Here is a 24,777-nt window from a genome sequence, read left to right as displayed (position 1 = left end):
CGCCGGCGAGGGGCGCATCCATGGCGATCGCGGCGGTTCTTCGTACCCTGTTGCTGCTGGCATGCCTGCTGTTCGCCCATGCGAGCCCGGGCGCCGATGCCGGCACCGCCGCGCCGGCGCTCGATCTCCCCGCGCCGGGCCAGCTCCACGTCTATGTGCGCGAAGGCTGCCCGCATTGCGCGGAGGCCAAGCGCTTTCTCGCCGGTCTCGCCGACGCTCGCCCCGGGCTGCAGGTCGTGCTGCGCGAGGTCGATCGTGACCCCGTCGCGCGCGACGCCCTGGTGGCGATCAGCGAGGCAGTCGGGGCGTGGCCGCCGGGCGTGCCCACCTTCGTCTATGGCGGCCGGGTGCTGGTCGGCTTCGACGACGCCGAGCACGTCGGCGCCGAGCTGCTGCGCCTGCTCGACGAGGCCCCGCCGCCGCCGCGCGACCGGGTGGAGTCGGGCCTGTTCGGCACCCTGAGCGCGAGCGAGCTCGGCCTGCCGCTGTTCACCCTGGCGCTCGGCCTGCTCGACGGCTTCAACCCCTGCGCGATGTGGGTACTGCTGTTCCTGCTGTCGCTGCTGGTGAGGCTGCAGGACCGCCGCCGCATGGCGATGGTCGCCGGCACCTTCGTGCTCGCCAGCGGCGCGGTGTACTACGCCTTCATGGCGGCCTGGCTCAACGTCTTCCTGCTCGTCGGCATGACGGCCGCGCTGCGCGTCGGCCTCGCCGTGCTGGCCATGCTCATCGGCCTGATCAACGTGAAGGACTTCTTCGCCTTCCGCCGCGGCGTCTCGCTGTCCATCCCGGAGTCCGCCAAGCCGGGCATCTATGCGCGTGCCCGCGCCATCCTGAAGGCCGAATCCCTGCCCGCCTCGCTCGCCGCGGTCGCGGTGCTGGCGGTGGTGGTGAACTTCGTCGAGCTGCTATGCACCGCCGGCCTGCCGGCGATCTACACCGCGGTGCTCACCGGCCAGGACCTCTCCCCGCTCGCCCACTACGGCTACCTCGGCCTCTACATCCTCGCCTACATCGCCGACGACGCGCTGATGGTCGGCACCGCGGTGCTCGCCCTCGGCAGCGGCAAGCTCGGCGAGCGCGGCGGCCGCATGCTCAAGCTGCTTGCGGGCGTGGTGATGCTGGCGCTCGGTGCGGTGATGCTGCTGCGGCCGGAGTGGCTGATGTAGCGGGGCCGTTCAGTCCGCGCCGCGACGCCACACGGCGGCGAGCGCGCGGAGCTTGTTCCAGGTCGACAGGCGCTCGTCCGACACCGCGTCGAGGAAGTCCGACAGGCGCTTGGACTTGACCATCGTGTACAGCGTGAGCGCCGTCGACACGCCGAACACCAGCGCGAAGTAGGCCAGGCGCTCGGCGAGCGGCGATTCCGCCTCGGCGAGCAGGTTCATGCCCAGGAAACCGGTGGTGATGGTGCCGATGAGGCCGAAGATCGTCACCACGGTCAGGCGCACCACGGTGTTGGCCTGGCGGCGCAGGCTGTCGGCCTCGAGGTAGCCGTTCATGTCCGCGGTGCGCTCCTTGATCTCGGCGTACAGCGCGTCGGTGCCCAGATGCGCGCTGGTCATGCGGAACAGCGCGCGTGTCTGCGCCTGCTCGGCGATGTCGTGGAACCAGTAGCGATGCGTGAAACGCAGGAAGCCCTCGAAGCTGGCGCGGATCGCGCGCTTGAAGCGCCGCACGCTCTCCGGGTCGGTGACGTGCAGGCGCTTGAGCGCCTCGACCAGGCGCTCGGAGAACATCAGCAGCGCCGACTTCTGGAAGTGCGCGATCAGGAACAGCAGGAAGTGCTGGTGGCGGAACTGCGCCAGCACGCCGCGCTCGCGGTCGGTGAAATAGGCCGACTTCGCATCGCCCACCACCACCAGCGCGTGGCCGCTGCACAGGTAGCGGGTCCAGGGCGCCGCGCCGCTCGCGGACCAGAAGCGGTCGTAGCAGTGGCGGCGCTCGAAGTCGTCCAGATGCGGTTCGGCGTAGGGCAGGGCGTTGCCGCCGCCCTCGCGTTCGGCTTGTGCCGTGTGCGGTCCCGCGCCGGTCACCAGGCCGAGGCGGACGAAATCCCTGCGCGTCAGCGCCTGCGGGTCGTCGAGGGCGAGATAGGCCGTCAGCGGCATGCGGTGATACTCGATCTGGCGATAGCGCAGCGTGCCGGGCTGGGCCGAGTAGGCGCTCGCCAGCGGCTGCATCAGCCAGGCCCAGTGCGCGGCGATGCGCGGTGCGCGATGGCGGCTGACGTGGGTCAGGAAGGCCTCGCGCTCGTGCGCGTCGGTGCGCGCCAGCACCGACCCGTCGCGCCCGATCAGCTCGGCGACGGCGAGGCTGTGCAGCGCGCGGCCGTGCTCGTCCCAGCCCGACGGGTAGGCGCGGCCGATGCGATACATCAGCTCCTGCACCGCGGACAAGGGCAGGTCGCCGCCGGCGACCTCGACGTTGAGGATCACCACATCGACGTCGAAGAAGAAATACAGATGCACATGGACGACGTCGAGCGTCACCGGCGCGTCGCCGTCGCGTGCGGCCACGCGCAGTTTCGCGATATCGCGGCGACGGAACACGCGCATCGCCGGCCCCGCGTCCGCCGAGTCGCCGCGCTGCGCACGGCCCTCGCCGTAGAGGAACTGCTGCACGTAGGGCAGGAAGGTCACGAACTCGTTGTAGTGCCGCTCCTGGAAGACGCTGCCTTCGACCTCCAGGTCGTGCTCGACCTCGCGCCACGGCGAGGCCTCGCCCAGGTCGCGCAGCACCTGCCACGGCCGCTGCTGCGGCCCCAGCGCGCCCGTCGCGGTCAGCAGCCGCAGCGGCCACAGCAGGGCGAGGCGGAAATGCTTCACCGTCGGCTCGGCAGCGTGCTCGGCCATGACCTGTCTCCCTTCGCTTCGCGGGTTCTCGTGCGGGCAGTGTAGCGACAGGCGAGGGCAGGCGGGCTGCGAGCGTGCCAGGGGGCGGTGGCGGGCAGCGCCGGATGGGTCTCGACTGGGCACATGCTTACGCAGTCCGTGTATTTGCAGCGGATGCAGGCTTCGGTAAGGACGTGGGCCATGGCCGTTCCTCCTTGAAGAGTCAACCTGTATGAATCTATTGTTGCTAGCATGGAGCCGACAACGACTCCTCTGCACGCCCTGCCGATGAACATCACGCAACACACCGATTACGCGCTCCGGGTACTCATGTAGCTCGGGGCCATCCCCGAGCGGCGCATCACCATCAAGGAGGTCGCCGAGCGTTTCGACATCTCGCGCAGCCACCTCATGAAGATCGTCACCGAACTGGTGGCGAAGGGCTTCGTCGACGGCGCACGCGGCAAGGGAGGGGGTTTGAGGCTCGCGCGTGCAAGCAGCGAGATCGGTCTCGGCAACGTGGTCCGCCAGCTCGAACCGAGCCTCGCGCTCGTCGAGTGCTTCGGAACGCAGTCGCACTGCCTGCTGGATCCGGCGTGCCGGCTCAAGGGCGCGCTGGACGGTGCCCTGCAGGCCTTCCTGGCTGCACTCGACCGCGTTTCGCTTGCCGACCTCGTCGGCAGCGACGCACGGCTGCACGAGGCACTCGGCCTGCAAGCGGCGGCGCGCGCCATCGCGCCGATCACGATCGTGCGCCCGCCCGCCGGCCGGGAGCGGCGATAGTCGGGGCGCGCTGCGCCACCGGATGACGGTCTGCCTGTGCTTCGTGGCCGCGCAAAGCTGCGGGCGGGTTCTCCGCGCGCTGGTCGCAACGTATTCGCTGTCGGGGGGCGGGCCATGCTAGTTTATATCATGTTGTGATATAAATTCCTCGAGCCGCCCAAACACGCCAGCAGAGATCGATCATGTCTTCCCTCCATCTGCCGCCCATGCTGTGGTCCTCGGACGCCGCCTGGACCGAACTCTCCCGCCGTCCGCCCTCGCTGGCCACCCTGGTCTTCGGGGTCGCCCTGCCGGCCGCCATGTTGCCCCCCGCGATGTTGTCCCATGCGACCGATGTCGGATCGGCCCACTATCTGCCCGCCCTCTCCGCTTCCGCCTGGCAGTTCGTGGAGTTCGCGCTGTTCGCCGCGCAGCTCGTCGGCTTCCTGATGATCCGCTGGCTGATCGGCGCCGTCGCGGCGACCCATGGGGTGCGGGCGAGCGCACGCGACGCTTGTCTGCTCGCGACGGTATCCCTGCTCCCGCTCTGGCTATCGTCGTTCGCGCTCCTGCAGGACGGGACGCTCGCCGTCCTGGTACTGCCGGTGCTGGCGATCGGCGCTTCGGTCGCGCTGCTGAAGCGGGGTGTCCGCTGCATGCTCGGGGTTCGTGAAGAGATCGTGGCCCTGGAGATCGGCATCGTCGCGATCCACTGCGGTGTGCTGGCCTGGGCCGCAACGATGGCGGTGTTCCTCGTCCCGGGCCTCCCGGCGCTTTGACGCGGAAAGAACGCGGTCCGGCCCCCGGGGCGAATGGCGCGCTCCCGCCCTGCCTTTTCAGGATGAACGCTGCAGCAAGGCCAGGCGGATCCGTTCGATGGCGTGCGAGGGGCTCAGTCCCTTCGGGCAGACCTCGGTGCAGTTCATGATCGTGCGGCAGCGGTAGAGGCGATAGACGTCGTCGAGGAAGTCCAGCCGCTCGGCGGAGGCGGTGTCGCGGCTGTCGGCGATGAAGCGATAGGCCTGCAGCAGGCCCGACGGCCCGATGAACTTGTCCGGATTCCACCAGTAGGACGGGCAGAACGCGCTGCAGCAGGCGCACAGGATGCATTCGTACAGGCCGTCCAGGCGCTCGCGCTCGGGCGGGGTCTGCAGCCGCTCGCGCTCGGGCAGGGGCTCGTCGTTGATCAGCCAGGGCCGGATCGAGTGGTAGTGGGCGAAGAACTGCGTCATGTCTACGACGAGGTCGCGGATTACCGGAAAGCCGGGTAGCGGGCGCAGCACGATCGGCTCCTTCAGCCCGTCGAGCGCGGTCAGGCAGGCGAGGCCGTTGCGGCCGTTGATGTTCATCGCGTCCGAGCCGCACACTCCCTCGCGGCACGAGCGCCGGAACGACAGGCTGTCGTCCTGCACGCGCAGCCTCATCAGCAGGTCGAGCAGCTTCTTGTCGCCCGCCTCCGGCTGCACATCGTAGGCCTGCATCCGCGGCGGATCGCCGCGCTCCGGGTCGTAGCGATAGATGTTCAGTCTCATGTCCGCCCCTGCGCCGCTCAGGCGGCGAGCGCCACCATGGCCAGGCTCAGCAGCACGCGTGCCAGCACGCCGAGCAGCACGACCGTGATCAGGCCCAGCACCGCCAGCCGCAGTCCGCGCGGCTGGAGGTAGTCGAGCACGATGTCGCGCATGCCTACCCAGGCGTGCGCGCACAAGGCGCCGAACAGCAGCGCGATCAGCGGCCCCCCCAGCGCGCCGCCGGCCAAGGCGCGCCACGCGGAGAAATCGAGCGGCGACGCGAAAGGCAGCGCGAGCATGGCGAGCAGGATCAGCACCAGCAACAGCAAGGCGCTGAGGCGTTGCACCACCCATGCCCGTTGCCCTGTGAACAACCTCATGACAGCCCCCACACGAGAAGGAGCAGGGCCAGCGCGGGCGCGGCGACCAGAATGAGGCGTGCGCTGGCGCGCGCACGCTCGAGCTCGCTGCCGATGCCGACGTCCATCAACAGGTGGCGGATCCCGGCCAGCACGTGATGCGCGAGCGCCCACGCCAGCACACCGGCCACCACGAGCGAGAGCGGCGACGAGAGCAGACCGCGCACCGAGGCGAAATCCGCTTCGCTGCGCAGCGAGGCGTGGAGCAGCGCCGCGAGGACGGGCAGGGCGATGAACAGCAAGACCCCCGACACCCGGTGCGCAATCGAGGCGATCGCACCGATCGGAAAGCGGATCTGTGCCAGATTCAGGAATACCGGCAAGCGATGAGGCGGCTTGTCCATGCGGGCTCTTGGGCAGTACGAGCCCGCCGGCGGCGCCGGAGCGGCTCGTACCGGAACCATAGACCAAAGCCCGGCGCAGCGCAGGCGTGATGCGTGCTGAAGCAAGGGGTGCCGGGCCCGGCGGAATCCGACGCCGCGATCGTGCTCGGGCGTTCGTCCGCGTCTCAAGCGGATCGCGGCTTCGTTGCGGCCGCGATGTCGTCGCGCCAGAGCCAGATGGCGGTCATCGCCAGCAGGAGGCCGGCGGTCGCGCTCGCCAGGCCCAGCGCGTCGAGGCCGGCAATGCGCGTATCGCCGACCAGGCGCACGAGCAGCGGACCGGCGATCTGTCCGGCAGCGAAGCCGGTGGTCATGCGGGCCAGCAGCGCCGTCGGGTTCGCGGGCGCGCGTTCGCGCGCCAGCTGAAGGCCTGCCATGGTGGTCACCATGAAGGTGCCGCCGACCAGCACCGCCGAGGCGGCCAGTACCCACAATGCCGGCTGCAGCAACGGCAGCAGGGTGCCTGCCGCCATCACCCCCTGGGCGATCGCCCACACCTTCCTGCGCGGCCAGCCGTGCAGACGGTGCGCGGCGAAGGCCACGGACAGCGCCGCCGCCCCGCCGAAGATCGGCCAGGTGAGCCCGAACACGAGCGGGTCGGACACCAGCTGCCGCGCCATGGTGGGCAGGAAGGTCGCGGGAATGATGTAGCCGAAGCCGAACGCGCTGTAGCACAGCACGATGCCCAGGTTCCCGCTCGCGACCGCCGGCGGTGGGGGCTTCGGCGCGTCGGGCGTGCCGGCAGGGCTCGCCGCGGCGGATTGCCCGCGCAGACGCCACATGACATGGACGGCGCCGACGACGGCGAGCAGCCCGAGCTCCACCCACAGCACCGCGGCCGCCTGTGCGCCGCCCAGCCAGGTCAGCACACCCGTGGCCGCGATGCCCACGCCCACCCCGGTGTAGATCCATCCGCCCAGCGAGGTCGAACTCCGCCGCGCCAGTTCGGGCAGGCACCAACTGCTGGCGCACACCAGCACCCAGGCGCTGAAGACACCCGCACTCGCCCGCAGGGCCAAGCCGAGCCACGGCAAGGCGGCGTTACCCCAAGCCATCGCCAGGGTGGTCGCGGCGACGCCGAGCAACCCGACCTGCAAGCCCAGCCGGGGACTGCGCGCGAACCACGAGGCGCTGATCGCACCGAGCAGGTAGCCGACGTAGTTCGCCGTCGCCCATTCCGTCCCGGTGACGGTATTCAGGCTGCCATCGCGCACCATGAGCGGCATCAGCGGCGTAAATGCGAAGCGACCGATGCCCATCGCGATGGCCAGCGCAAGGAGGCCGATGAAGACGGTGGTGCCGGGCGACAGAGACGACGGAGGATTTTTTTCCATGGCGGGATTAGACGCTCGTCGGATAGAATCGAATAGTGAATTTTTAAGAAATAACGTTCTCGATATGAGAAGGATCAGCCTGGAAGACCTGCACATCTTCCGATGTGTGGCGGTGGAAGGCGGTGTGCTGCGTGCGGCGGCCCGGCTCAATCGCGTGCCTTCCAACGTCACGACCCGCATCAAGCAGTTCGAGTCCCGACTGGGTACGCAACTCTTTCGGCGGCAAGGACGGAACGTGGTGCTCACCGATGCGGGTCATCGCCTGCTCGGGCACGCCGAGCGCCTGTTGCGGCTGGCCGACGAAGCCGAGGAGGACCTCTGCAGCGGGGTAGTCGCGGGCTCGCTGCGCCTGGGCTCGCTGGAGAGTGCGGCCAGCGTGCGCCTGCCGCCCATCCTCTCGCGGTACCACGCCGCGCATCCCCGAACGCACGTGGAGCTGCAGACCGGAACGACCGCGGCGCTGCTGCGGCGACTCGACAATCACCAGATCGACGCCGCCTTCGTCTCCGAACCCTTTGACAAGGGAAGCCTCTCGGCCGTGGCCGTCTTCGCGGAAGAGCTGGTCCTCATCACCGCGCGAGGCGGCCCCCGCATCGGCGGTGCGCAGGATCTCGCCGACCAGACGGTCGTCGCCTTTCCGCATGGCTGCTCATACCGGCGCCTGCTGGTCGACTGGTTCGCCGCGGCCGGCGTCACCCCGCGCCGGTTCCTCGACCTCGGCTCCTACCATGCTATCGTGGCCTGCGTCGCGGCCGGAACCGGCGTCGCCATCATGCCGGCGAGCGTCCTCGACAATGCCGTCATGGGCGATTCGATCCAACGCCACGAACTGCCGGAGGCGATGCGGACGAACCGGACGAACCTGGTCTGGGCGGGCGAGCCCGGCGGGCCACTGAGCGCGCTGCTGGAGCTGCTGCGGGTCGGCGCCCAGGCTGGTGCCTGCGGGCGCCATGGTCGAACAAGCAAGTCGATGCCTTGAGGCCCGCCCGGCATCCCCGCCGACGTCGACCTCCGCGAGAGGCCGCGCCAGGGCCTCGGCCGCAACGAGCTCGCCATCGGCGACCGGGTTGGCTTCGTCGGCCGCGACCACCAGGAGCGCAGCGGCTGCGTCATCCGCCTTAACGACAAGACCGTCACCCTCGATTGCGCGGGGCAGCAATGGCGCGTGGCGTACAGCCTGCCCTACCGCGTGGTCGATGCCGACCCGGTGATGATGGACGGGGTCGAGATCCTCGGGCCGGCAAGGTAGCGGCGGGGGTGTCGACGAGGGAAGTGATCGCGCCGCCGGTGCCCTCGACGGCGAATGCGGGCGGATAGGAACACGGATACGGGAGGATGAATCGACGATGAAGCTGATCGAAACATTGCAGGACGAACACGTGCTGATCGATCAGGTGCTCGGATCGTTTCGCGCGTTCGTAGACGGATTCATCGATGGCACCGCGGACCCGGACGACGGCGGACGCTTCGCCGCGTTTTTCACCGAGTTCGCCGGCCATTTCCATCACGATCGCGAGGAGCGGGTGTTCCTCAATGCGCTCGTCACCGACGCGGAACTCCCGGGCGACCGCGGACCGGTGTACGCCGTGCTGCACGAGCACGCCGAGATGGCGGCGTGGCTGTGCGAGATGCTGCCGATTCTCGAACAGCGGCCGCCGTCCGAGGACGACCGTGTTCGGCTGCGCGCGCTGGCAACTCGCTACTCGCACGCGCTCTGGCGTCATATCGACGCGGAGAATTCCGTCCTCTACCCGGAGGGCGTCAAGCGGCTTCGTCGCAGCGGCGTTGCCGAATTGCCGGATCGGCCGATGAGCGAGGCAGAGGCGGCCGCGCGTGAGGGCGCCGCGGCCCTGCTCGTCCGTTACCCGCCGGTCGAGGACTTCGCGCTCACGCGCGGTGACGGTTGCTTCATGTGCCGGGCCCATGGCGAGACCTGCGACGGACTGGAGGCCGAGTGGTGGACCGAGATCGAGTGGGAGGAGTTTTACCTCGGCTGACGCCAGTACTGAAACGCCTCGTCCGCAATGACCCGAGCTGCTGCGCGGGCAAGCCCTCGAGTACTTCGACACCCGGGCCAACACCGCGCGCAGCGGCCAGCTTCTGGAGCTGAGGCGCAAACAGGCCCTGGTGCTCGACACCGCCACCGGCCAGCGCTGGCTGATCCCCTACGCTGCGATCAATCCCGATGTCAGTAGGAACCCAATAATCCCCAGTTGTGGGAATTGAATTTTCCCCACCCATTTTTGAAGAGGAGTTCAGAAATGGAAGGGAAGGAAGTGTTCGACGATGTCGCCCCGAGGGGCGACATCGTCGGCGGCGCCTCGGCTACTGTGCCCGTATCGGGTCAGTCCGAGGAGGCGCGTATGCTCACCAGGGAACGCTGGGAAGAGGTCCATCGTTTGCGTGCAGGCGGGCTGAGCGTGTCGGCCATCGCACGCGGGCTCGATCTCGATCGCAAGACGGTTCGACGCTGTCTGCGCCAGCCGGCGTGGTCGCCGTACCGGCGTGAGGCGTCGGCCGTGTGCCTGCTGGATGCACATCGGCCGTGGCTGCTCGAGCGGGCGCCGCAAGTTGGCTACTCGGCACGGATCCTGTACCAGGAGCTTCGAGCTCGGCACGGCTACCGGGGCGGCTACGACACGGTCAAGAACGCGGTGCGACCGCTGCGCAAGGAGGCGACACTCGCGGCGTTGACGCAGCGGCGCTTCGAGACCGGACCCGGCGAACAGGCCCAGGTCGATTGGGGGCAGGTGAAGGTACGCTTGGGCGACGAGACCAGGACCGTTCACGTGTTCGTGATGACCCTGGGGTACTCGCGGCGGTGCTGGGTCGAGGGCTTCGAGAACGAACGACTGACCAGCCTGCTGGCGGCCCACGAGCATGCCTTTGCCCACTTCGGCGGGCGCACGGCGCAACTGCTCTACGATCGCATGCGCACCGTGGTGCTCGGCAGCGAGGCCGGCCGCATCCGCTGGAACCCGACCTTCGAGGCCTTTGCGCGTCACTGGGGCTTCGAGCCCCGGCTGTGCAAGCCGTATCGGGCGCAGACCAAGGGCAAAGTCGAATCCGGCGTGAAGTACGTCAAGCGCAACTTCGTGCCAGGGCGCAGCTTCCATGACCTGGACGACTTCAACGCGCAACTGCTGCAGTGGGTGCAGGAGGTGGCCGATGTACGCGTGCATGGCACCACCCACCAGCGCCCGATCGAGCGCTTTGCCGAGGAAGCGGCGGCACTGGTGCCGACCGCCAGCCAGGCGAGCTTCCTGCAGGCGATGGTGCGCGACCGGGTGGTAGCCGATGACTGGCTGGTGTCGATCGATGCCAATCGCTATTCGGTGCCGTGCCGGCTGATCGGCAAGACCGTACAGGTCGTGCGCGCCGGCGGCCTGTGGCAGATCCGCTATCGCGGCGAGCTGGTGGCCGAGCACGCGGTGCTGGCCGGTCGCCATCAACTGAGCATCGAGCCTGAACACGGCCCGGGCGCGGCGGCCCGCAATGCCCGTCAGCGCTACGGCACGGCCCCCGCGCCAGCGCAGAGCTCCGTGCAGCACGACGACTGGGTCGAGGTGCGCGATCTGTCGATCTACGAGCAGATGCTGGAGGCCGCATGAATCCCGCCCAACTCGAACGCCTGGCCGATCACCTGACCAAGCTGCGCCTGTTCAAGAGCCGTGAGCGGCTCGAGGCCTTGCTGCAGCAGGCCGCCGCCGAGGACATGGCTTATGCCGATTTCCTCGAGCAGGTGCTCGCCGAGGAGGTTGCCGCCAAGACCAGCAAGAACGTCACCATGCGCACGGCGATGGCGCGCTTTCCCTTCGTCAAGCCGCTGGAGACCTTCGACTTCGCCTACCAGCCCTCGATCGACAAGAAGCAGGTGCACACGCTGGCCATGTGCCACTTCATCGAGCACGGCGACAACGTGCTCGTGCTCGGACCGCCGGGCGTGGGTAAGACGCATCTGGCGGTCGCGCTCGGCCTGAAAGCGATCGAGGCCGGCTACCGTGTGCTCTTCACCACCGCCGCCAGCCTGATCGCGGCACTTACCAAGGCCCATGCCGAGGGGCGCCTCGACGAGAAGCTCAAGATCTACACCACGCCCCGTCTGCTGATCATCGACGAGATCGGCTACCTGCCGATCGAGCGTCAGGGCGCAAACCTGTTCTTCCAGTTGATCAGCCGCCGTTACGAGCGCGGACCGATGATCCTGACCAGCAACCAGAGCTTCGGCGCCTGGGGCGAGGTGTTCGGCGACCGCGTCATCGCCACCGCGATCCTCGACCGGCTACTGCATCACGCCGTCACGTTGAACATTCGCGGTAACTCGTACCGGCTGAAAGAGAAGTTGAAAGCCGGCCTCGTCCGTCCGGAAGAGGCTGAGGCTTGAACAGGGTGGGGAATTTTCGATTCCCATGGGTGGGGAAAATTGGGTTCCCCTTGACACCCGACGGCGCCGACGTCGACATCCGCGAGAAGCCGCGCCAGGGCCTGGGGCGCAATGAGGTCGCCATCGGCGATCGCGTCGGCTTCGTTGGCCGCGACCAGCAGGTGCGCAAGGCACTGAGGACATGCGGTAGGCGCCCTGCGCTGCAAAGCGCAGATGTAAAGCAGGCGCTCACCACCGAAGCGCGGGGATCATCACCCCCACACTTGTAGAGAATATCGTCATTTTTCGACACGACCCGATATCATGTCGATTCCGTCGACACGTCCCATCGACGTGCCGATGAATCATCCAGATATCGACACATGCTCTTCGACCCGCGCAAGCCATACAACGACCTCCCTGCCCTTCCCCCTCAGGCGGAAGTCGAGTCGCGGGCCATCCTGAAGGCTTGCAGCTCGACATCCCGATGCTCTACCTGTCCAAAGCCATCATCGAAGCCAGGCAGGACTACTACCGCCTCCTGCTGAACGTCAGCCGGGATGCCGCCTGGGAGCCGTGGATACTGTTCATGCTCGACGCGGTCCGCAGTACCGCGCAATGGACGACGTCCCGGATCAAGGCCATCAGAGCGCTCATCGACGACATAGCCGAACGGATGAAGCGCGATGCGCCCGGCATCTACTCGCGCGAGCTGACCGAGCTGATCTTCGTACAACCCTATTGCCGCATCGCCAACGTCGTCGACGCCGACATTGCCCAACGCCAGACGGCATCGGTCTATCTGAAGCAACTCGTCGACATCGGCCTCCTGCGCGAGATGAAGGCAGGACACGAGAAACTCTTCATCAACCCGCACCTAATTCAAGCACTTTCCGTAGCCTGACATGGCCGCCTGGACAGATCAGTGACCGGGAGCGCATTGCAGGTGACACCGACAACGCCGCACGCTGGCAGGACACGGACCCATGGACAAACTCAAGCTTACCTATTTCGACGTTTCCGGCGGACGGGCAGAGCCCGCACGCCTGGCTCTGCACATCGGCGGCATTCCATTCGAGGACAAGCGTTTTGCGTTCGGTGATTTTGCCGAGGTTCGCAAGACCACACCGCTGGACCAGGTGCCGACGCTTCACGTCAATGACGTGCAGGTCACCCAGAGCGACGCAATCACGCGCTATGCCGGAAAGCTGGCCGGGCTCTACCCCGAAGACGACCTTCAGGCCTTGTTCTGCGACGAAGTGATGGGCGCGCTGGAAGACATCAACACGAAGATCGTGGCGACTTTCGGAATGACCGGCGATGCGCTCAAGCACGCCCGCGACGCGCTGGCGGCGGAAGTATTGCCGCGGTATCTGCGCTGGCTGCAGAACCAACTCGAAGCCCACGGCGGCGAATTCCTTGCGGACCATCGCCTGACCATCGCCGACCTCAAGACCTTCGTCATCCTGCGCTGGCTTGGCTCCGGCAAGCTGGACCACATTCCAGCCGATCTGGTCGAGACCGTGGCGCCGAAGCTCGCGGCCTTCGTCGACCGGATCGCGGGGATTCCTGCCATCGCCGAGTATTACAAGTTGCGCGGCGGGTCGTGATCCCGGATCGTTGTCGATCCCGCCGCCGATGCGTGGGCGGGCATTGGGGGCGGATCGTGAGAACCCAATAGCCCGGTGATCGCCCAATTGAGCTGGCGCGTCACGGTTGGCACTCGGGCACCGGGGATGTGTTTCGATTGGAATGCGTTCGGCAGGGGACTGTTCGTTTCGGTCGCTTCCTGCCTTTGCAGCTATTGAGGGCGACCGCCGCCCGATCGGCACCGGCCGCTACGGGGCACTCAGCCCGAACTCACACATTCGGCCAGGAGCCGTCACTGGCCACCCCATTCGGATAGCGGTCATCCGGGCGACGCGGTATGCTAGCTGCCTATAACTTCATGAACATGCTAGAGGGCAGGTCCTTTGGCAACACTAGAAATCCGCCATGAGGTCGACCGCTTCGTCCTCTACTTCGATACCCCGCGCAGAGAGATCAGCGCTTATGCCCTTGCGACAGCCCTTGTGGGGTTGGCTGACGCGGTCCGGGAAGCGAACGCGATAGTCAATCCTGGCTATGTCGTTGAAGTTGTCGTGGAGGCGCTGTCAGACGGCAGCTTCAAAGCCACGGTCCGGACGATCTTCACCAAAGCCAAGAATCTCTTCTCGCACCAGGCCGTACAAGCTGTGATTTGGGGCATCGTCGCGACCCACATCTACGAGAAGGCCATAAAGACCGAAGTTCCTCCAAATATCACGGTGACGGACACCCTCGTCACAATCGAGATTGGAAACGAGAAGATCATTGTTCCAAAGGACGTATACGAGGCAAAGAAGCAAGTCGAACGCTCTGAACGCTTCAACAATGCATTGGGAAAGGTGTTCGATGCGGCAGCATCTGACCCGAATGTCGAAGGCATTGCCATAGTCGACGGTACCGGACCCCAGCGTCCTCCACTAATCGTTCCACGAGAGAAGTTCGCGCTTTTTCAGACCGAGCAGCCCGTGGACGAATCCACCCGTGAAATCGTGGAGATCACACACGTTGAGATCTCCCGTGCAATTCTTGAACGTGGCAAGCGACGTTGGGAATTTTTCTGGCGAGGGGTAAGAATTGCCGCGCCCGTGCTCGATCAAAAGTTTTTTGACAGATTCTTCGCACACGAGATCATGATCGCGCCCGGGGACTCGCTTGAAGTCGCTCTTCGCATCGTCCAAGAAAAGAAGCCAGACTCGGGGATCTACGTAAACGTCAGGTACGAGATTGTTGAGGTCTTTCAGCACCTACCCCGTTTGACGCAGCATGCCCTCTAGCAGGTCGTTGAAGGGCTACTTACCGGGTAGCTGCAATATCGCAACCATCAGCATATAAAGAGTCATCTCAATGTTTATTCAGCTTGGAACCCCGGAGAGGTTAAACTCAATAGGTCAAGAAACCATTGACCTGAAGGAAGCAAAATCAAGAATAGAAATTGCCGTCCTAGACGACAAACCATTCGCTCCAAAAGATTCGCTAGTTTCGCATGGTTTCAGAATTAGGGAACTCGGCCCTGATATCAGATCAATAGACATGATATCCGCATATCCGATTGTTATTTGTGATGTGCGTGGAGTTGGCAAAGCATTTGGAAGTTCTTTAGAAGGCGCTCACCTCGTTTCCGAGATTCGCAAAGACTATCCTGATAAATATATTGTCTCGTATACGGGCGAGACCTATAGCCTACCGTTAACCAACGCTCTAGCAGCCGCAGACAAGAGGTTGGCGAAAGACGACAGCATTGATGTGTGGATAAAAACACTTGAGTCAGGCTTAAATGAAGTATCCAACCCAAGGAACAGATGGATTCGGTTGCGCACTGCCCTACTATCAAGAGGGGTCGAGTTACATCATGTATTCAATCTGGAGCAGGCGTTAATTAAAGCCGTTCACGCAAGGAAACCAGAAATATTAAATAACAAAGCCACAAGTGCCGAGATTAGCGCCGAGGCAAAAGACCTGGTCATTAAATTCTCAGCAACCGCACTGGCCACACTTATTAGTAGTGCACTGGGAATATAAATGAGATACGACAAACAAAACAAGAGAATCGAAAACCTTAGCCAGCAGGTAACCGATTTAATTAGACAAAACGCAGCTCTGAAAAAGGAGGTCGACTCAACACGGGAAATTTTGAACAACACCCTACACGAAATAAGAAGGTTTAGTGCTCAACTATCGAAGTTCTGCGAGCGCATTAGCCGAGATACACAGAGCGACCCCGGCCTGAACCAAGCCGCACTTTCGGCATTCTATACGGCAGGCATGATTTCATCTCGACTTGCGTATACAGACATCGAGCTCAATCCCAAGGCGATTGAAAGCCAGACGCCTTTACGGTCCGGTATCTTTAAGAAGTTTGACAAAACAAAGAGGATTCTTGCGGAAGAGGCCAAAAACCGCAATGTCACCATAAGCCTATTCGGGGAGTCGCGCACCGAAATTGATGCTTTGCCCGTATTTGAATTGCTACCCTTCGTGATTTTAGAGAATGCGGTAAAGTATTCTCCACAGAATCAAACAATCGAAATCATATTCGAGAGTTTTTCTGGAAGACAACAGGTTACTGTCAAATCGTACGGTCCAGATGTAGAAGATGACGAGTTGCCAAGACTTTTTGAGAAGGGATTTCGTGGAGCTTTAACCAAGACAATGCCTGGCGAAGGCTTAGGCTTGTTTCTTGCCAAACGGGTCTGCGATTTTCATGGAATATCAATTTTTGCTGAAGTTCGCAACAGAAAAAAATTCATTTTTAATGGTATTGAATACTCTGAATTTTTAATTCAAGTGCGATTCTAAGGGTAAACCGCTTGCGCCATAACATGACGCTCAACACCAGCGCCCTACAGCAAGCCTCGCTTGCTGTAGGGCGTCGGTTAGCTCTACGTTGAGCGGCCGCTTTCCTCAAAAATCTACGGCGGCATTGGGTCGAAACCAATAAGGTATGAATGAGCAAGTGAAAGAACTGACCCCGCAGACTCTCATGAGCAGCTCTAATAGACTCATTGAAATTCACATCACCCAAGCAAGGCTTCGTGCGCTTCGCCTCGTTGCGTTTACTGGCGCGGTATTTCCTGGCGAGTGGAGTGTGCAATGGAACGAAGCCATCGTTCCAGATCTGCTCGAGTTCGGCTTCCACGCCAGAAAGGTGAACGAGTTTTGCGGCTTGATGGACGAGGAGTTTGGACCAATCGACGTGAGGATCGTAAAAATCTCGGAAGGCGACCCCGGAATCTGGGAAACGAACTATCGGAATGCCTTGAACGCGCTCATGCACATGCAGACATTCTCTATCGGACACGTGCACGCCGATCATCGACGAATCTTCCTTGCAGCGGAGTCGAACCTGATCGCCACGTACATCAAGGTATCGACGGATCGCTTTCCTGAAGTCACGATCAGCCTCTTCGGCTTGGTCGATTGTTTCTTGAACCGAGTTCTTCAAAAGGTGCGTGAGAAGCATCCCCAACTTCGGTTCTAAAGGTTGAAGCCGTGGTGTTGATGCGCTCGGCGCCCAACCACTCGTTCAGGCTGCACCGTTCCAGGACCTGCTTCCGGCACGGCCTATTAGCAAGTTGAATGACAGCTTCCCCAAAAAGCTCAACTGCAGCAACGGGTCGGTTCGAGACCCCCACGAACAGTTCGCGGACCCGCGCACGGAGGTCTCAGTCCGGCCCGTTGCGGACCGCCGCCATTCCTGCTGAACAGCCACTCGGAGGGCCGGAGCACTCAGAGCGCTGTCGGGTTGAGCAATTCATGCTCGTTGAACCAGGAGTGGGTGCCATCATTCAACGCGAATCCCCCGAGGATAGGCGGATGCATCCTGCAACTTGACCAGACTTCCCCCCAAGCCAGCACTGGCTCCTGCCGAGAGCGTGTGCATCGAAAGCAGCAAGGGCGATCATCGCCAGTCGTCCCCCGGCATGATCCGCTTCATGAACTCATTGAACATCGGCACCGTGAAGGCGGTGTCGCCGTGATTGGGGCTCCAGATCATGCCCTTGGTGATCAGGGAGCTGCGTGTCGGAGCCAGTGAAGACACGGGCGCGCTGAAGCAGTTGGCGATGTCGCCCGATCTGTGGGGGCCCTCGCCCAACTCGGCCATTGCGCGGAGATACCGCTTCTCTTTTGGGGTGAGGCGGTCGAAGCGCACGCGGAAGAAGCTCTCGTCGAGCGCCGCCACGGCGGTGACGGACGCTGCATTGACGGCGTCGATATCGATCGGCGATGCGTGCGCTGCCTGCCACGTGTGACTACCCCACTGCTGCAGGAAGTAAGCGTAGCCCTGAGTGACCTGCAGGATCTGGCTCACGGCTCGTTCGGTGATCGCCACGCCCTCGTTCTCGATGGGCTTCTCGATTGCAAGGCGGGCCGCGGCGGGTGGCAGCGGTCCGATCATGGGGAAATCGAACAGGCGTTCGGCATACGACTTGGCGTTCCCCATCTGCCCGCGCAGTTGTGGCAGACCAGCACCGACCAGCACGACGGGCAACTGCCGCTGCTCGGTCCGATGCATCGCCGTGATGAGGGCTGCCAGTTGCGCCTCCTCCACGTACTGCAGCTCGTCGACGAAGATCGCCAAGGCCGTGCTGGCCGATTTGGCCGCCAGGCCAACTTGCTCGAACAGTGCTTGCAGGTCGTGCTCAAGGTCGCCGTTGTCGGCCAGGCCCGGCTCGGGCTCGTAGTCGATCCCTACCTCGATGTCGCCGAAAGTGACCTTGAGCTTGCCGACGAAGCCCGCCAGCGCGCGCAGACCGCGGACGGCGTAGTCCTTCGCGGCCGCGATCTGGCTCAGGCGCAGCAGGGCCTGACGCAACTGCGGTGCAAGCAGGGCAGGCAGCGAACGCCCCTCGGGCGCCTCGATGCGGACCGTGTGGATTCCGGCCGCCTCGGCATCCATCCTGATGCGGTCCAGCAAGACCGTCTTGCCGACACCGCGCAGGCCAACCAGCATGGCGCTCTTCGCCGGGCGACCGATCCTCGCGCGCTCGAGCGCGATGCGCAAGGACTCGCGCAGGTCGTCGCGGCCGGCAAGTTCGGGGGGCGGAGTGCCCGCACCGGGGGAGAAGGGATTGCGGATAGGGTCCATGCGGTGCAGTTTATATAAAGATTTGAAAAGTTACAACGCATGTATAACTTAACAAAGTTTCCTATAGATGGTCGCTGAATGTGGTCGCATGTGCGCTTTGGAGTGTCTGCTGGCCCGACGGTGCACTGTGCGTGAAGAGGTCCGTAGGGATGGCCGCCGTGACGGACCATATCCTCATTTCCGTCGTTGCAGCGCAGCACCTTGAGCGGGCTGCTGCGGACTGGCTGGCGTCCCGGCGCGCACTTGGCCGAGCACGACGCTGCCGCCTGACTGGTTCGTTCTGGCACCCCGCGCGGGAACCTTTCCCCCCGCGTCATGAGTCCGAGACGCACCCCTGCCCACTAAAATGGCGGCTCACGTCTCCGCCTCCCGCCCCATGTCCGTTTCCGCCACCCGCTACACCCCGATCGACGCCCCCGCCTCGATCTCCGACGCCATCCGCATCCGCGGTGCGCGCCAGAACAACCTGCGCAACCTCTCGCTCGACCTGCCGCTGAACCGCCTGACGGTGGTGACCGGGGTGTCCGGCTCGGGCAAGTCCTCGCTGGTATTCGACACGCTGTATGCCGAGGGCCAGCGCCGCTATGTCGAGACCTTCTCGCCCTACGCGCGGCAGTTTCTCGACCGCATGGACAAGCCGCAGGTGGATCGCATCGAGGGCGTGCCGCCGGCGATCGCGATCGACCAGACCAACCCGGTGCGTACCTCGCGCTCGACGGTGGGCACGATGACCGAGCTCGCCGACCACTTCAAGCTGCTCTACGCGCGCGCCGCGCATCTGCACTGTCGTTGCTGCGGCAAGCCGGTGCGGCGGGATTCGGCGGTGAGTATCGCCGCCGACCTGCGCGCGCGCGCAGCGGCGGCGGGCGATCCGCGCCTGGTGGTGTGCTTTCCGGTGACCGTGCCGTCGAGCTTCAGCGAGGAGGAAGTGACCGGACTGCTCGCCGCGCAGGGCTACACGCGCATCCAGGAACGCCTCGCGGGCGTTGGCGCGGAGGGGCAGGACGTGCTGCAGGTGGTGCAGGACCGCTTCCGCGCGTCGAATGCCGAGGATTCACGCCTGGCGGAGGCGCTGGAGGCGGCGCTGCAGCGCGGACACGGGCGGCTTGCCGTCTACGCCTCGGGCGAGGGGGTGAGGGCGGAGAAGTCGGCGGGGACGCCGGGCGAGGCGGTGTGGCGCTATTCGTCCGGCCTGCATTGCGCCGACTGCGACATCCACTATTCGGAGGCCACGCCCGGCCTGTTCTCGTTCAACTCGCCGATCGGCGCCTGCGAGACCTGTCGCGGCTTCGGACGGGTGATCGGGGTGGATTTCGGCCTGGTGGTGCCGGACGAATCGAAGACGCTGGCCGAGGGCGCGATCAAGCCCTGGCAGACCGAGAGCTATCGCGAGTGCCAGCAGGACCTCGAGAAGATGGCGAAGAAGTACGGCGTGGCGATGGACATCCCGGTGCGGGATCTGCCGCCGGAGCATCGCCAGTGGCTGTTCGAGGGCGACCCGAAATGGAAGAACTGGGACAGCTCGTGGCCGCGTTACTGGTACGGCGTGCGGCATTTCTTCGACTGGCTGGAGACCAAGGCTTACAAGATGCACATCCGCGTGCTGCTGTCGCGCTACCGCAGCTACACGGAATGCCCGGCGTGCCATGGGGCGCGGTTGAAACCCGACGCCTTGTTGTGGCGCTTGCCGACCCGCGCTCAGGCTTCATGTAGGAGCGGCGCAAGCCGCGATCACCACGTTTCATCGAGTGTTGGCGCCGCTGAACCCCCGATCGCGGCTTGCGCCGCTCCTACGGGGAGTGCGCCGACCGCCGGCGAGTCACCGACCGCCGGGGGGGTGGTCACCGTCGGCGGGGCGAACGCGGCAGCCGGCGTATCGACCGTCGGGACTGCGCCCGCTGTCGGCGAGGCAGCCGCGGCGGCGGGGATTGCGCTCGCGGGGGTGCAGGGCCTCGCCATCCACGAGCTGATGGCGCTGCCGGTCGATCGCATCCGCGACGCCATCGCCGCGCTCGCGCTGCCCGGCGTGGCGGACGAGGCCACCGAGCTGGTGCTCGGCGAGATCCGCAGCCGACTCACCTACCTGGCCGACGTCGGCCTCGGCTACCTGACGCTGGACCGCCAGTCGCGCACGCTGTCGGGCGGCGAGGTGCAGCGCATCAACCTGACCACCGCGCTCGGCACCTCGCTGGTGAATACCCTGTTCGTGCTCGACGAGCCCTCGATCGGCCTGCATCCGCGCGACATCGGCCGCATCCTCGGGGTGATGACGCGGCTGCGCGACGCCGGCAACACGCTGGTGGTGGTCGAGCACGACCCGCAGGTGATGGTCGCCGCCGACGAGCTGCTCGAGATCGGCCCCGGCCCGGGCGAGCGCGGCGGCGACATCGTCGCGCGCGGCACGCCGGCCGAGATCGCGGCGAATCCCGATTCTGTGACCGGCCCCTGGCTGGCGGGCACGAAGCGCATCGACGTCGACCGTCCGCCGCGCCCGGTGGACGCCGCCACACCGCGGCTGAAGCTGGTCGGCGCGCGCCAGCACAACCTGCGCGATCTCACGGTCGGTTTCCCGCTGCGGCGCCTGACCTGCCTGACCGGCGTGTCCGGCTCGGGAAAATCGACGCTGATCCAGGACGTGCTGTTCCCGGCGCTGGCCAAGCATTTCGGGGAAGCGGCGGAATCGCCGGGGGTCTTCGATCGTCTCGAGAATGTGGATAACTTGCGCGGCGTGGTCATGGTGGACCAGTCGCCGATCGGCAAGAGCTCGCGCTCCAACCCGGTGAGCTACGTCGGCGCCTGGGACCCGATCCGTGCCCTCTTCGCCGCCCTGCCGGAGGCGAAGCAGCGCGGCTATACCCCCGGCACCTTCAGCTTCAACGCCGGCCACGGCCGCTGCCCGACCTGCACCGGCTCGGGCTTCGAGCACGTCGAGATGCAATTCCTGTCCGACGTGTGGCTGCGCTGCCCGGACTGCGACGGCAAGCGTTATCGGCCGGAAGTGCTTGAATTGCAATGGAACGGGCTGTCGGTGGCCGACGTGCTGGAGCTCACCGTGCATGAGGCGCTGGATGTGTTCCGCGAGCATCCCAAGGTGCTCGCCGCGCTCGCGCCGCTCGCCGACGTCGGCCTGGATTACCTGCGCCTCGGCCAGCCCGTGCCGACGCTGTCGGGTGGCGAGGCGCAGCGCCTCAAGCTCGCCGGCCACCTCGCCGAGGCCGCGCAGAAGAAGCCTGTACGCAAAGCCAGTGTTGTGGATAAGTTTGGGGACAAGGCTGGGGACAAGACCGAACCCGGCCTGCTCTTCCTCTTCGACGAGCCCACCACCGGCCTGCACTTCGAGGACGTCGCCAAGCTGCTCGGCGCCTTCGACAAGCTGCTGCAGGCGGGCCATTCGCTGATCGTGATCGAGCACAACCTCGACGTGATCGCTGCTTCCGACTGGATCATCGACCTCGGCCCCGAGGGCGGCGAAGACGGCGGCGCGATCGTGGTCGAAGGCCCGCCGGAGGCGGTGCGCGCGCACGCGAGCTCGCACACCGGTGCCGCGCTGCGCGACTACGCTGAGGCGCTTGCTCGCACCCGTGCAGGAAATCGGGGTCTGTCCCCTGTTTCTGCGGATGCGGAGGCCCCGGGTTCCCGTAGGAGCGGCGCAAGCCGCGATCACGGCGGTTCCGGCCGCGCCGTCGCCACGGAAAGCGCAATCGCGGCTTGCGCCGCTCCTACGGGAGATCGGTCGCTCGTCGCCGCCGAGCCGCGGGTGGAATACCGCCCCGTCGCCGCCCCCGCGATCGAAATCCGCCACGCCCGCGAGCACAATCTCAAGAACGTCAGCCTGCAGATTCCGCGCGACCAGTTCACCGTGATCACCGGCCTGTCCGGCTCGGGCAAGTCCACGCTGGCCTTCGACATCGTCTTCGGCGAGGGCCAGCGCCGCTATCTGGAATCGCTCAACGCCTACGCCCGCCAGTTCGTGCAGCCGGCCAGCCGGCCCGACGTCGACGGCCTCTTCGGCATTCCGCCCACGGTGGCGATCGAGCAGCGCACCAGCCGCGGCGGGCGCAAGAGCACGGTGGCGACGCTGACCGAGATCCACCCCTTCCTGCGCCTGATGTACGTGAAGCTGGGCACGCAGTTCTGCCCCGACTGCAACGTGCCGGTGACGCCGCAGAGCTTCGAGGCCATCGTCGCGCAGCTCCAGCGCGAGCTGCGCGGCGCCTCGGTCGAAGTGCTGGCGCCGCTGGTGGTCAACCGCAAGGGCCTGTACACCGATCTCGCCAAGTGGGCGCGCGGCAAGGGCCATGCGCAGCTGCGCGTCGATGGCGAATACCTGCCCACCGCCAAGTGGCCGCGATTGGACCGCTACAAGGAGCACAACATCGAGCTGCCCACCGGCATGGTGGTGGTGCAGCCCGAGAGCGAAGCCACGCTGCGCGAGTTCGTGCGCCAGGCGCTGGAGATCGGCAAGGGCGTGATCAAGGTGCTGGAGATCGGCAAGCTCGGTGCGGTGCCGATCACCTTCTCCACGCTGCGCGCCTGCCCGAGCTGCGGCACCGGCTTCCCCGAGCCGGATCCGCGCCTGTTCTCGTACAACGCCAAGCACGGCTGGTGCCCCAAGTGCTACGGCACCGGGCTGAAGACCGCGGCGCGCATCGAGGACCCGGACGCGCTCGACCTCGGCGACGCGGAAGAAGTCATCGTCAGCGACGAACCCTGCCCGGCCTGCGACGGCGCGCGCCTCAACCCGGTGGCGCGCGCGGTGCGCTTCCGCGACCTCGGCCTGCACCAGCTCGCGGCACAGCCGGTGGACCGGGCGGCCGGCTTCTTCGCCGACCTGGCATTGAACGAGCGCGAGACCGACATCGCCCGCGACCTGGTGAGCGAGATCCGCGGTCGCCTCGCCTTCCTGCAGCACGTGGGCCTCGGCTACCTGGCGCTGGACCGCGCCGCGCCCACGCTGTCGGGCGGCGAGGCGCAGCGCATCCGCCTGGCGGCGCAGCTCGGCTCCAACCTGCGCGGCGTGTGCTACATCCTCGACGAACCCACGATCGGCCTGCACCCGCGCGACAACCGCCTGCTGCTCGACACCCTCGAGGCCCTGCGCGACCGCGGCAACACCTTGCTGGTGGTGGAGCACGACGAGGACACCATCCGCCGCGCCGACCACGTCATCGACCTCGGCCCCGGCGCCGGCGTGCGCGGCGGCCGGGTGGTGGCCGAGGGCACGATCGCCGACCTGCTGGCGGCGCCCGAATCGGCCACCGGCGAATGCTTCCGCCACCCGTTGCAGCACCCGCTGCGCCCGCGCCGCGCGGTGGCGCTGGAGAACCCGGCGATCCGCATCGAGGGCGCCAACCTGCACAACCTGCGTGACATCGACGTGCGCATCCCGCTCGCCCGCCTCACGGTGGTGACCGGCGTGTCCGGCTCGGGCAAGTCCAGCCTGGCGCGCGACGTCATCCACGCCAACCTGCGCGCCCGCCTCGGCGACCCTGAGGCGACCCGCGCCCGCCGCCGCGGCCAGGCGCAGCCGGAGGCGGTCGACCAGCCCCTGGTCGGCTGCGCGGCGATGCCCGGCTGGCACCAGGTCGGCCGCGTGCTGGAGGTCGACCAGACGCCGATCGGCAAGACGCCGCGCTCCTGCCCGGCGACCTACGTCGGCTTCTGGGACGCGATCCGCAAGCTCTTCGCCGACACCTTCGACGCCCGCACGCGCGGCTGGAACGCCTCGCGCTTCTCCTTCAACACCGGCGCCGGGCGCTGCCCGGTATGCGACGGCGCCGGCCAGACCACCGTCGAGATGAGCTTCCTGCCCGACGTCAAGACGCCGTGCGAGGCCTGCGGCGGCGCGCGCTTCAACCCCGAGACCCTGTCGGTGCGCTGGAAGGACAGGACGGTGGCCGAGGTGCTGGCGATGCCGGTGGACGAGGCGGTGGATTTCTTCTCCGCGCATCCCGCGATCGCCCACCCGCTGCAGCTGCTGCAGGACGTCGGCCTCGGCTACCTGACCCTGGGCCAGCCCAGCCCGACGCTGTCGGGCGGCGAGGCGCAGCGCATCAAGCTCGTCACCGAACTCGCCAAGGTGCGCCGCCGCCCGGGCGATGCGGAGGACACCGGCGGCGTGCCGCTGCCCGCCGACAAGCACAGCCTGTACGTGCTCGACGAGCCCACCGTGGGCCTGCACATGGCCGACGTGGACAAGCTGATCCGGGTGCTGCACCGCCTGACGGATGCCGGCCACACCGTGCTGGTGATCGAGCACGACCTCGACGTGATGGCCGAGGCCGACTGGCTGATCGACCTCGGCCCGGAGGGCGGCGAGGGCGGTGGCCGGGTGGTGGCAGAAGGCCCGCCCGAGGTCGCGATGGCGACGCCGGAATCCCACACCGGCCGCCATCTGCGCGAGTTCCTGGCGCAGCGCAAGACGGAATGATGCAGTGCAGCGGAACCTGTGCCGGATGGCGCAGTCAGTCAGGCTGAATCTCAGGGAAGGAATACAGC

Annotated in this window: 20 protein-coding genes; 14 read left to right on the top strand and 6 right to left on the bottom strand. The window is 65.8% G+C overall.

Going from position 1 to position 24,777, the window contains the following annotated elements; translation table 11 throughout:
* Positions 1-20 precede the first annotated feature (20 nt).
* Positions 21-1,169 (top strand): glutaredoxin family protein, encoded by a 1,149-nt coding sequence (locus tag TMZ1T_RS00590; RefSeq protein WP_012584260.1) that lies wholly within the window; start codon positions 21-23, stop codon positions 1,167-1,169.
* A gap of 9 nt (positions 1,170-1,178) precedes the next feature.
* Here TMZ1T_RS00590 and TMZ1T_RS00585 read toward each other — a convergent pair whose 3' ends face one another.
* Positions 1,179-2,855 carry a hypothetical protein gene (locus TMZ1T_RS00585; RefSeq protein WP_004304702.1) on the bottom strand — a complete coding sequence of 559 codons (1,677 nt, stop codon included), beginning with the start codon at positions 2,853-2,855 and terminating at the stop codon, positions 1,179-1,181.
* A 324-nt stretch (positions 2,856-3,179) separates the two neighbouring features.
* Here TMZ1T_RS00585 and TMZ1T_RS00580 point away from each other — a divergent pair, with 324 nt between their 5' ends.
* Together TMZ1T_RS00580 and TMZ1T_RS00575 are read left to right on the top strand one after the other, a co-directional pair.
* A complete protein-coding gene (locus TMZ1T_RS00580) occupies positions 3,180-3,617 on the top strand; it encodes an Rrf2 family transcriptional regulator (RefSeq protein ID WP_231570591.1) in 438 nt (145 codons plus the stop codon).
* A 182-nt stretch (positions 3,618-3,799) separates the two neighbouring features.
* Entirely contained in the window at positions 3,800-4,375 is a 576-nt protein-coding gene (locus TMZ1T_RS00575) for a DUF1282 family protein (protein WP_004304698.1), read from the top strand.
* A 57-nt stretch (positions 4,376-4,432) separates the two neighbouring features.
* Here the strand turns inward: TMZ1T_RS00575 and TMZ1T_RS00570 are convergent, their stop codons facing one another.
* The 4 genes from TMZ1T_RS00570 to TMZ1T_RS00555 all read right to left on the bottom strand — a co-directional run bounded on the left by TMZ1T_RS00570 (position 4,433) and on the right by TMZ1T_RS00555 (position 7,243).
* Positions 4,433-5,128: a succinate dehydrogenase iron-sulfur subunit gene (locus tag TMZ1T_RS00570; RefSeq protein WP_012584259.1), complete on the bottom strand. Its 696-nt coding sequence runs from the start codon at positions 5,126-5,128 to the stop codon at positions 4,433-4,435.
* 17 nt (positions 5,129-5,145) lie between these two features.
* A complete protein-coding gene (sdhD, locus tag TMZ1T_RS00565; protein ID WP_012584258.1) occupies positions 5,146-5,487 on the bottom strand; it encodes a succinate dehydrogenase, hydrophobic membrane anchor protein in 342 nt (113 codons plus the stop codon).
* A complete protein-coding gene (gene sdhC, locus TMZ1T_RS00560; RefSeq protein WP_004304692.1) occupies positions 5,484-5,870 on the bottom strand; it encodes a succinate dehydrogenase, cytochrome b556 subunit in 387 nt (128 codons plus the stop codon). The genes sdhD and sdhC overlap by 4 nt, the downstream gene beginning before the upstream one ends.
* A gap of 164 nt (positions 5,871-6,034) precedes the next feature.
* Entirely contained in the window at positions 6,035-7,243 is a 1,209-nt protein-coding gene (locus tag TMZ1T_RS00555) for a YbfB/YjiJ family MFS transporter (RefSeq protein WP_012584257.1), read from the bottom strand.
* A gap of 64 nt (positions 7,244-7,307) precedes the next feature.
* Between TMZ1T_RS00555 and TMZ1T_RS00550 the strand changes: the two genes are divergently transcribed.
* The 10 genes from TMZ1T_RS00550 to TMZ1T_RS00515 all read left to right on the top strand — a co-directional run bounded on the left by TMZ1T_RS00550 (position 7,308) and on the right by TMZ1T_RS00515 (position 16,671).
* Positions 7,308-8,222: a LysR family transcriptional regulator gene (locus TMZ1T_RS00550; RefSeq protein WP_012584256.1), complete on the top strand. Its 915-nt coding sequence runs from the start codon at positions 7,308-7,310 to the stop codon at positions 8,220-8,222.
* Between the two features lie 367 nt (positions 8,223-8,589).
* A complete protein-coding gene (locus tag TMZ1T_RS00545) occupies positions 8,590-9,240 on the top strand; it encodes a hemerythrin domain-containing protein (RefSeq protein WP_012584255.1) in 651 nt (216 codons plus the stop codon).
* A 264-nt stretch (positions 9,241-9,504) separates the two neighbouring features.
* A complete protein-coding gene (gene istA, locus TMZ1T_RS21450) occupies positions 9,505-10,854 on the top strand; it encodes an IS21 family transposase (protein ID WP_012584254.1) in 1,350 nt (449 codons plus the stop codon).
* Complete coding sequence (istB, locus tag TMZ1T_RS00535) at positions 10,851-11,627, top strand: IS21-like element helper ATPase IstB (protein WP_012584253.1); 777 nt, start codon at positions 10,851-10,853, stop codon at positions 11,625-11,627. Before istA ends, istB begins: the two co-directional genes overlap by 4 nt.
* A gap of 448 nt (positions 11,628-12,075) precedes the next feature.
* Positions 12,076-12,510 carry a Fic family protein gene (locus TMZ1T_RS00530; protein WP_261789120.1) on the top strand — a complete coding sequence of 145 codons (435 nt, stop codon included), beginning with the start codon at positions 12,076-12,078 and terminating at the stop codon, positions 12,508-12,510.
* Between the two features lie 82 nt (positions 12,511-12,592).
* On the top strand, positions 12,593-13,216 hold the full coding sequence (locus TMZ1T_RS00525) for a glutathione S-transferase (RefSeq protein WP_012584252.1): 624 nt from the start codon (positions 12,593-12,595) through the stop codon (positions 13,214-13,216).
* A 363-nt stretch (positions 13,217-13,579) separates the two neighbouring features.
* Positions 13,580-14,467, top strand: coding sequence for a hypothetical protein (locus TMZ1T_RS00520; RefSeq protein WP_012584251.1), 888 nt, complete (start codon positions 13,580-13,582; stop codon positions 14,465-14,467).
* Between the two features lie 70 nt (positions 14,468-14,537).
* Positions 14,538-15,212: a hypothetical protein gene (locus TMZ1T_RS20935; RefSeq protein ID WP_012584250.1), complete on the top strand. Its 675-nt coding sequence runs from the start codon at positions 14,538-14,540 to the stop codon at positions 15,210-15,212.
* Complete coding sequence (locus TMZ1T_RS20375; protein WP_012584249.1) at positions 15,213-15,989, top strand: sensor histidine kinase; 777 nt, start codon at positions 15,213-15,215, stop codon at positions 15,987-15,989. It begins immediately after the preceding gene.
* A gap of 157 nt (positions 15,990-16,146) precedes the next feature.
* Entirely contained in the window at positions 16,147-16,671 is a 525-nt protein-coding gene (locus TMZ1T_RS00515; RefSeq protein WP_222702380.1) for a hypothetical protein, read from the top strand.
* Between the two features lie 420 nt (positions 16,672-17,091).
* On the opposite strand, the gene TMZ1T_RS00510 is transcribed toward TMZ1T_RS00515, so the two are convergent.
* A complete protein-coding gene (locus TMZ1T_RS00510; protein WP_004304677.1) occupies positions 17,092-18,279 on the bottom strand; it encodes an ATP-binding protein in 1,188 nt (395 codons plus the stop codon).
* A gap of 376 nt (positions 18,280-18,655) precedes the next feature.
* Here TMZ1T_RS00510 and TMZ1T_RS00505 point away from each other — a divergent pair, with 376 nt between their 5' ends.
* Complete coding sequence (locus TMZ1T_RS00505; protein ID WP_012584247.1) at positions 18,656-24,709, top strand: excinuclease ABC subunit UvrA; 6,054 nt, start codon at positions 18,656-18,658, stop codon at positions 24,707-24,709.
* The last annotated feature ends 68 nt before the right edge of the window (positions 24,710-24,777 follow it).

The organism is Thauera aminoaromatica, from assembly GCF_000021765.1.
GTDB classification, from domain to species: Bacteria; Pseudomonadota; Gammaproteobacteria; order Burkholderiales; family Rhodocyclaceae; genus Thauera; species Thauera aminoaromatica.
Note: the sequence above shows the minus strand (reverse complement) of the source record. Positions and strands in the feature narration are given on the sequence as shown.

Coding starts and splice junctions, on each gene's coding strand:
- TMZ1T_RS00590 (WP_012584260.1), top strand. CDS start 21: ATGGCGATCGCGGCGGTTCTTCGTACCCTGTTGCTGCTGGCATGCCTG.
- TMZ1T_RS00585 (WP_004304702.1), bottom strand. CDS start 2,855: ATGGCCGAGCACGCTGCCGAGCCGACGGTGAAGCATTTCCGCCTCGCC.
- TMZ1T_RS00575 (WP_004304698.1), top strand. CDS start 3,800: ATGTCTTCCCTCCATCTGCCGCCCATGCTGTGGTCCTCGGACGCCGCC.
- TMZ1T_RS00570 (WP_012584259.1), bottom strand. CDS start 5,128: ATGAGACTGAACATCTATCGCTACGACCCGGAGCGCGGCGATCCGCCG.
- sdhD (WP_012584258.1), bottom strand. CDS start 5,487: ATGAGGTTGTTCACAGGGCAACGGGCATGGGTGGTGCAACGCCTCAGC.
- sdhC (WP_004304692.1), bottom strand. CDS start 5,870: ATGGACAAGCCGCCTCATCGCTTGCCGGTATTCCTGAATCTGGCACAG.
- TMZ1T_RS00555 (WP_012584257.1), bottom strand. CDS start 7,243: ATGGAAAAAAATCCTCCGTCGTCTCTGTCGCCCGGCACCACCGTCTTC.
- TMZ1T_RS00550 (WP_012584256.1), top strand. CDS start 7,308: ATGAGAAGGATCAGCCTGGAAGACCTGCACATCTTCCGATGTGTGGCG.
- TMZ1T_RS00545 (WP_012584255.1), top strand. CDS start 8,590: ATGAAGCTGATCGAAACATTGCAGGACGAACACGTGCTGATCGATCAG.
- istA (WP_012584254.1), top strand. CDS start 9,505: ATGGAAGGGAAGGAAGTGTTCGACGATGTCGCCCCGAGGGGCGACATC.
- istB (WP_012584253.1), top strand. CDS start 10,851: ATGAATCCCGCCCAACTCGAACGCCTGGCCGATCACCTGACCAAGCTG.
- TMZ1T_RS00525 (WP_012584252.1), top strand. CDS start 12,593: ATGGACAAACTCAAGCTTACCTATTTCGACGTTTCCGGCGGACGGGCA.
- TMZ1T_RS20935 (WP_012584250.1), top strand. CDS start 14,538: ATGTTTATTCAGCTTGGAACCCCGGAGAGGTTAAACTCAATAGGTCAA.
- TMZ1T_RS20375 (WP_012584249.1), top strand. CDS start 15,213: ATGAGATACGACAAACAAAACAAGAGAATCGAAAACCTTAGCCAGCAG.
- TMZ1T_RS00510 (WP_004304677.1), bottom strand. CDS start 18,279: ATGGACCCTATCCGCAATCCCTTCTCCCCCGGTGCGGGCACTCCGCCC.
- TMZ1T_RS00505 (WP_012584247.1), top strand. CDS start 18,656: ATGTCCGTTTCCGCCACCCGCTACACCCCGATCGACGCCCCCGCCTCG.